Origin of the sequence: Tepidiforma sp., assembly GCF_034433535.1 — a bacterium.
Classification (GTDB): domain Bacteria; phylum Chloroflexota; class Dehalococcoidia; order Tepidiformales; family Tepidiformaceae; genus Tepidiforma.
This window is the reverse complement of record NZ_DAOUAO010000178.1, coordinates 1-7,414: the sequence shown is the minus strand read 5'-3', so window position 1 is coordinate 7,414 and position 7,414 is coordinate 1. Positions and strand designations below refer to the sequence as shown.

General features: G+C 70.4%; 5 protein-coding genes. 4 read left to right on the top strand and 1 reads right to left on the bottom strand.

Annotation, left to right across the window (positions count from 1 at the left end):
- From VAE46_RS09390 to VAE46_RS09380, 3 genes are all read left to right on the top strand, one after another.
- The coding region (locus VAE46_RS09390) for a hypothetical protein (RefSeq protein WP_322796672.1) at nt 1-462 on the top strand (462 nt) is incomplete at its 5' end.
- Nucleotides 459-1,592, top strand: a complete 1,134-nt coding sequence (locus VAE46_RS09385; protein ID WP_322796671.1) for a hypothetical protein — start codon at nt 459-461, stop codon at nt 1,590-1,592. The genes VAE46_RS09390 and VAE46_RS09385, both read left to right, overlap by 4 nt.
- Complete coding sequence (locus tag VAE46_RS09380; RefSeq protein ID WP_322796670.1) at nt 1,577-3,415, top strand: hypothetical protein; 1,839 nt, start codon at nt 1,577-1,579, stop codon at nt 3,413-3,415. Before VAE46_RS09385 ends, VAE46_RS09380 begins: the two co-directional genes overlap by 16 nt.
- A 10-nt stretch (nt 3,416-3,425) precedes the next feature.
- Here the strand turns inward: VAE46_RS09380 and fusA are convergent, their stop codons facing one another.
- Nucleotides 3,426-5,489, bottom strand: a complete 2,064-nt coding sequence (fusA, locus tag VAE46_RS09375; RefSeq protein ID WP_322796669.1) for an elongation factor G — start codon at nt 5,487-5,489, stop codon at nt 3,426-3,428.
- A 186-nt stretch (nt 5,490-5,675) separates the two neighbouring features.
- On the opposite strand from fusA, the gene VAE46_RS09370 reads away from it, so the two are divergent.
- Nucleotides 5,676-7,414, top strand: a 1,739-nt coding sequence (locus VAE46_RS09370) for an exonuclease domain-containing protein (protein WP_322796668.1), incomplete at its 3' end; no start/stop codon positions are given.

The following is a 7,414-nucleotide window of genomic DNA, read 5'->3' as shown; positions in this document are numbered from 1 at the left end:
CGCGGCGGCACGCTGGAAAGGGTTGCCGAGCTCTCTCCCGGCCGAACGCGAGACTGGGCACTCAGCCCGGACGGCTCGCGGGTGGCCTTTATCGACATCCTGAGCGCTTCCTCGCGCAACTACGTCGGCAAGACGCTGACCATCGCCACGGGCTCTGTCACGGCGCTCCCGGCGGGCCGCAACCAGGTCGGCGCCGCGTGGCAGCCGGGCAACCCGCTGCCGGTGTTCGGCGGTCCGGGGGGTTCGGTGCAGCTCTCGGACCCGAGCCCTGACGCGGCCTGGGTGATTCCGCTCGCGTATGCCCCGCTCGGGGATTACCTGGCCGTCTCGGTTGTGGGCGCCGCCAGCGACCCGACAGCGCGCCCGCCCGTTTCGATTGAACTTGCGACGCCGGCCTCGAGGGTCCGGCTGACCGACACGCCCGGCGCCTCGTTCGTCGGCTGGGTACAGGAGGCTCGATGACAGCAGCAGGATACGCAGCCCGGGGCCGACACCGGACCACCCGGGGCGACCGCGTCACGCGGTTCGTGGTCGGCCTGACGGTCGCCGCGGCGATGGTTGCGGTGGCGCCGATTGTGGCGGCCATGTTCGGCATCGGCACGGGCGGCTCGCCGCGGACGGCCTTTGCGACCGCTCCGGCGGGCACCTACGCGGTGGTCACCCGCACGGAGGGGGCGGTGGATGTGGTGGCCGCCGTGCGCGCGGACGGCACGGGCGACCCGATCGAGCTGGCGCGCGTGCCGCACCTTGCCGGCTTCCCGACCACCGGCAGCGTCTCGCCGGATGGCGGCTACGCGGCCGTGGTAGCGGTCGATGGGGGGACTCCCACCACGCCGTCGGCCTCGCTCATCCTCGTGGAGCTCACGACCGGGAGGGCCGAGCGGCTGATCTCCGGCATCGAACCGTCACAGGCACCGGCCTGGGAGCCAGGTTCCGAAGCCGTGGCGGTGACGCGGCAGGCCGCCGACGCTGACGGCGCGCCGGCGATCGAGGTGCTCCGGGTGGCGCGTGACGGTGCCGTCACGCGGCTGTGGAGCCAGCGCGATGCGCTCGGCGTGTACCCGCTCGGATGGCGCGGAGCTGAGCTGCTGGCGGTTGTCATCGATGGGCGCGGTTCGACGCTGCAGGCCAACGGGCAGGACCTGGCCCACCTGAGCGAGTGGGTGACGCGCGACTGGACGCTCTCGCCAGCGGGCGATGCCGTGGCGTTTGTTGAGGCGAACCTCTCGGAGGGGCTGCGCTACCTCCCCCGTGTCGTCACCTTCGGCGGCGACGCGACGGCGACCGCCCAGGCGCTGGCGGCTCCCGGGTTCGCTGCCCTCGGCACGGCCTGGGGCCGCGGGAGCGGCCCGGCGTTTGGCGCGGTGCCGGCAGCCGGGGGCGGTAGCGACGCGTCCGCGCAGGCGCTCAGCGCGTCGGGCGGCTTCGACGTCCCGCTGGGCTACAGCCCGGACGGCAATGTGCTGGCGGTGACCCGCTGGGACGGCTCGTCGTTCGATGCGCCCGGCCGGCCGCAGCTCGAGCTGGTGAGCCCGCAGGGGAGGACGGCCGTGCCCGGGTATCGAGGGTTCCTGGGATGGGCGCAACGCTGAGGTCGCTGCTCGCCGGGGCGGTGCTCGGCCTGCTGGCGCTCGCCGTGACCATGCAGCCGCGGCCGGCATCGGCCGACCACTACCCCTGCCACCTGCCGAACCGCGGGTTCGGCTTCGACACGTACGAATACGAGGACTACGTCGGCCGGTACGGTCAGATGATCGAGCTGGTGACGGCCGGCGCGGCCGTTCCGGCCCCGTACCAGCTGCCCTCCGGCGAGTGGATCGACTTCAGCTATCCCGGGCTCGAGTCCGGCCCGCGCGAGGCGCGCACCGGCAGGGTTCGGACGAATACCATCCCGCCGAGCCTGTACAAGGCGATGGTCTGGGTCGAGTCGGGCTGGGCGCACGCAGCCGGGTCAGTGCCATATGGCGGTGTTGGGCCGGTGCTCACTGCAATCGATTGTGGCTACGGACTCGGGCAGATCACGACGGGCATGGGGCACCTCGCGGCGCCGCCAGCGCTCGATATCCGGGTGCCATCAGCGCGCCAGGCGCTCATCGGCACGCACCCGCTGTTCAACCTCGCTGAGGGTGTGCGGATATTCGCCGACAAGTGGAACAGCGCGCCGGAACTCCGGCCCGTGGCCGGGAGCGGCAACCCCGCCATGCTGGAAGACTGGTATTACGCGGTCTGGGGCTATAACGGGTTTGCGTTCGTCAACCACCCGCTCAATCCCCAGAAGAACCCGCTGCGGGGCGAGGTGTGGCACTGCAACGACCCGACGGCCCCCGGCTTCGGCACGTTCGAGTGGGGGGACTACACCTACCAGGAGAAGGTATATGGCTGCCTGCGTTACCCGCCGGTGCCGAAGGGGCAGGAGTATCCGCCGCCGTTGGCGGGGGCTTCGCAGCCCCCGCAGCCGGGCCCGAACGAACCGAAGTTTTCCCCCGGCGACGGCGCAGTCGTCACGGGTACCGGCAGCTGTCTCAACATACGGCCCACGCCGGGCGGCAACCCGCCCCTCGCCTGCGTCCCCGATGGGACGGTCCTCACGATCCTCGGCGGGCCGGTCGAGGCCGGGGGCACCCGCTGGTGGAACGTGACGAACGGCGAGGTAACCGGCTGGGCGGCTGATGATTACCTGGCGCGACCCGCCCCGCGGCCGGCACCCGATGCGCCGGTGAACCCGGCGGGGCGGATGTGGCTCCCGCAGGTGTTCCACATGCCGCCCCTCACGGCGCCGGCTGTGGCGCGCGCCTTCGCGCCTGCGGCGTACCAGGAGTGCTCGGAAGCCAGCTTCGCCGGCGGCTGCGCCGCGATGGATTTCCCCACGTCCATCCCGGAGCTGGGCATCACGCCGCACCCCGACTCCGGCAGCGGAACCGGGTTGGCCTCGGCGGCCACGTTCCTCGGAGAGCCGCGCCTGCAGGTTAGCGGGAACCGCCAGGTAGTCATCGAAGTTTCGGGCGCCACTTCCAGCAGCGCCCGGGTGACTGTCAGCAACGCCGGGACAGGAATCGGCGCATTCCGGGTTCGCACCTCCGCCGCGTGGCTCATCGTGCGCCACCCGAGCGACCCGCCCGGGAGGGTGGTCGATGGGGGCATCGCGGTTGGGTCCGACCTTGACGTGGTCACCAGCAGCTCACCGCGGGCGGCGCAGCGCGGCATGGAGTCGGTCCTTGAAATTCGCGTCGACCCCGCCATCCTCCCGCAGGGTGCGGCCACCGGGACGGTGCTCATCGAGCCGCTGCTGGGTTCGCTGCAGCCGGTGACCATCACGGTCACCGTGGAGCGGTCGGGGTCCCCGCCAGGTGGCGGCACCTCGCCGTACCCGTTCCGGCGGGTGGTGCCGAACGTCACCGCCGAGGGCAGCCGCTAAGCCGGGCCGCTCAGTGGGCGTGTGCCTCCTCGAGCGCCTTCTTCTGTTCGGCGATGATGCGCTGGGCGATGTTCGGCGGCACCTCGCCATAGTGGTCGAAGGTCAGCTCGAAGGCGCCCCGGCCCTGGGTGAGTGAGCGGAGGTCGGCGGCGTAGCGCTGCACCTCGGCCAGCGGCACCTCCGCATCGATGACGCTCATGCCGCCATCGGGGTTGATGCCGTGGATGCGCGCGCGCTTGGTGTTGAGGTCGCCGACGACATCGCCAGCGAACTGCTCCGGCACGTACACCCGGATGGACATAATCGGCTCGAGCAGGATGGGCGCCGCCGCCTGCACCGCCTCTTTCAGGGCCTGTGAGGCGGCGAGCTTGAACGACATTTCGTTCGAATCGACCGGGTGGTGCTTGCCGTCGACGAGCGTGACCTGGCAGTCCGTGAGTTCGTAGCCGGCGATGATGCCCTGGGCCGCGGTCTCCATCACGCCCTTTTCGACCGCCGGGATGAACTCCTTCGGCACGGCCCCGCCGACGACGCGCTCGCCGAACTGGATACCCGAGCCCCGGGGCAGCGGCTCGATTTCCAGCACCACGCGGCCGTACTGGCCGTGGCCGCCGGTCTGCTTCTTGTGGGTGTACTCAGCCGAGGCCTTGCGGGTGACGGTTTCGCGATAGGGGACCCGCGGCAGCGCGAGCTCGACATCGACGTTGAACTTGCGGCGGAGGCGTTCGACGGTGACCTCGAGGTGGGCATCGCCGAGGCCCGAGAGGATGAGCTCGGCGGTGGACTGGTCGCGGCTGAGGCGGAGCCCGGGGTCCTCTTCGACCATGCGCTGGAGGCTTGGCCCGAGCTTATCGACGGCGCCCTTGCCAACCGGGCGGACTGCCATGCTGAAGACTGGCGCCGGGAATTCGATGGGCGGCAGGGTGACCGGGCGTTCGCGGCTGCCGAGGGTGTCGCCGGTGGCGGTGTGGGCCAGCTTGGCGACGACGCCGATGTCGCCGGCGTACAGCTCGGGCACCGGGATCTGCTCCTTGCCGCGCTGCACATAGAGCGGCCCCAGCCGCTCATCGGCGTTCTTGTTGGCGTTCCAGAGGTGGGAGTCGGCGCTCACCTTTCCGCTGATGACGCGGAGGTAGCTCAGGCGCCCCACGAAGGGGTCGGCGGCCGTCTTGAACACCAGCGCGACGGGCGGCGCGGCGGGGTCGGCGGTGAGCTCGATGTCCCCGGCGCGGATCGGGTCGCGGTCGGCGGGTGAGGGGCCGGAGAAGGCGATGTTGTGCAGCAGCTGGCGGACGCCGATGAGCTTCGTGGCCGAGGCGCAGAGCACGGGGAAGATGAGGTTGTGGTCGAGCCCGCCGTGCAACACCCGGCGGAGTTCGTCCTCGCTCAGCTCTTCATCGGCGAAGTACTTGTTCATCAGGTCCTCGTCGGTTTCGACGATGCCCTCGATGAGCTGCGCGCGGAGGGTTTCGGCTTCCTCGCGGAGCTCAGCGGGGATGTCGACCTCCTCGGCCTGTTCGCCCAGGTAGGCCTTCATGTGGAGGAGGTCGACGACGCCGCGGAACGATTCGTGCGCGCCGATGGGGAGCTGCAAAGGCATCACCCGGTGTCCCCAGCGCTCGCGCAGGGCCGCGAGGACGGCGCTGAAGTTGGCGTTCTCGCGGTCCATGCGGTTGATCACGATCATCCGGGGCAGCCCGAGGCGCTCGGCGATCTGCCAGGCGCGGTCCGTGCCCACCTCGGGCCCGGAAACGGCATCGACCACGACTACGGCGAGGTCGGCGGCGTGGGCGCCGCAAATCACCTCGGAGATGAAATCGGCGTAGCCGGGGGTGTCGATGATGTTGATCTTCCGCTCTTCCCATTCAACGGGTGCAATGGCGAGGTTGAGGCTGAACTTCCGTCGGTGTTCATCGTCGTCGTAATCGGTGACGGTATTCTGGTCCTGGATGGAGCCGAGACGGCTGATGGCCCCGCTTTCGTACAGCGCCGCCTCGGCGAGGCTCGTCTTGCCGACGCTGCCGTGGCCCACCAGGACCACGTTACGGATGGCTTCGGTGGGGTACACCTTCATCGACGGAAACCTCCTTCGCCAAACGAAGTGCGCGTAGTCTACGCAGGCAGGATCCGCCTCTCAACGGACCTTGCGGGTGTCTTGACGGCAGCAGTTGTCGCCGGGCTGGCGGACACTGGGGATTGCCTGCGCCTGCGGACGCGGGGACCTAGACTGGGGACGAGCCGCAGGACGCCTGTTCGAACCATGACCACCTTCATCGCGCTGGACCTGGAGACGACGGGGCTGGACCCGGAAACCGACCGCATCGTGGAGGTCGGGGCCGTAAGGTTCGATGAATCTGGCGAGCGGATCGACGAATTCAGCGCCCTGGTCAATCCCGGTCGGCGGCTGCCGGTGTTCATTGAGCGGCTGACGGGCATTTCGAACCGCGACCTCGCCGGGGCCGACCGGTTCGATCGGCTTCGGCTGCGGCTCGAGGCGTACCTCGGCGACGGGGTGGTGGTCGGCCACAATGTGGCGTTCGACCTGGAGTTCCTGGCGAAGGCCGGGGTTCGCTGGAGCGGGAGGTCGATCGATACGGCGATGGCGGCTCGCGTGGTGAAACCCGGCCTCGCCAATTACGGGCTGGAGGAGGTCGCCGCGAGCCTGGGCATCGTGAGCGAAACCCACCACCGCGCGCTGCCCGACGCGCGCCTCGCGGGGAGGGTGTTCTTCGAGCTGCTGGAAACCGTCAAGGGCCTGCCCGAACGTGAGCGCAGGGCTGTGGCGGACGTGCTGGCGCAGGAGGACCCGGCGTGGAGGGAGGTGCTCGGCTACGACGAGCGGCCGCCTGCCGAGGCTGCAGCGCTGCCCGTGCCGCGGCCGTTCGCGGCGCCTCCTCCGCTGAAGCCCGCAGACCGCCCGGAGCCGGTCACGCCCAACGACGTCCGCCGGGTCTTCGCCGCGCTGGCCGACGTCGTCACCGGCTTCGAAGCGCGCCCGGAGCAGCAGGAGATGACGGAGGCCGTGCGGCGGGCGTTCGTGCGCGGGGGCCACCTGATGGTCGAGGCCGGGACCGGCGTCGGGAAGTCGCTGGCGTATCTCATCCCGGCAGCCCTCGATGCGGTGCGCAACGGGCGGACGGTGGTGGTCAGCACCCACACCATCGCTCTGCAGGAGCAGCTCGTGCAGAAGGACATCCCCATCCTGCGCGCAGCGCTCGCGCGGGCCGGGGTGATCGACGACCCCGCGTCGCTGCGGGTGGTGCTGCTCAAGGGACGGGCGAACTACCTCTGCTATGCCCGCTGGCTGGCGGGCTTCATGGCTGGTGCGCGAGACCCGGAGGTGGCTGCGCTCGCTGCCAGCACGGTTCGCTGGGTTTCGCTGACGGAGACCGGTGACCGGGCGGAGTTGCGGCTGGCGCCCGACCAGCTTGGCGCCTGGCGCAGGCTGTCCGCGGCCGATGCGACCTGCCTCGCGGATCAGAATCGCCACGTCCGCGCCGGGAACTGCTTCCTCTGGCGCGCGCGCGAGTCGGCGAAGGCGGCGCATATCATCGTGGTGAACCACGCGCTCCTGCTGGCGGACGCCGTGAATGCCGGGAGCGCGCTGCCTCCGTTCCAGCACCTCATCGTCGACGAGGCCCATAACCTCGAAGACGTGGCAACTACCCAATTCGGGGCGAGCCTAACCCCGCGGGTGGTGAGTGACGTGCTGGACCGGCTGCACCGCCCGGGCGCGCGCGACGCGCGTGAGAGCGGCATTGCCGTCCTGCTCAAGGCGCTCGGCACGGACGAAGCAGCGAAGGCGGCAACGAAGCTCCAGGAAGCGGTTGCTGCGTCCCGGCGCGCCGCGGTGCCATTCTTCCTCGCTGCGGGTGCGCTCCCCGGGGAACCGCGCGACGACAACCGCATCGCTATCACGGCAGCGGTGCGGCACCGCGAAGCCTGGGAACGGCTCGAGGTAGCATGGGAGGCCTTGAGCGAGCAGTTCGCGGCTGTCGG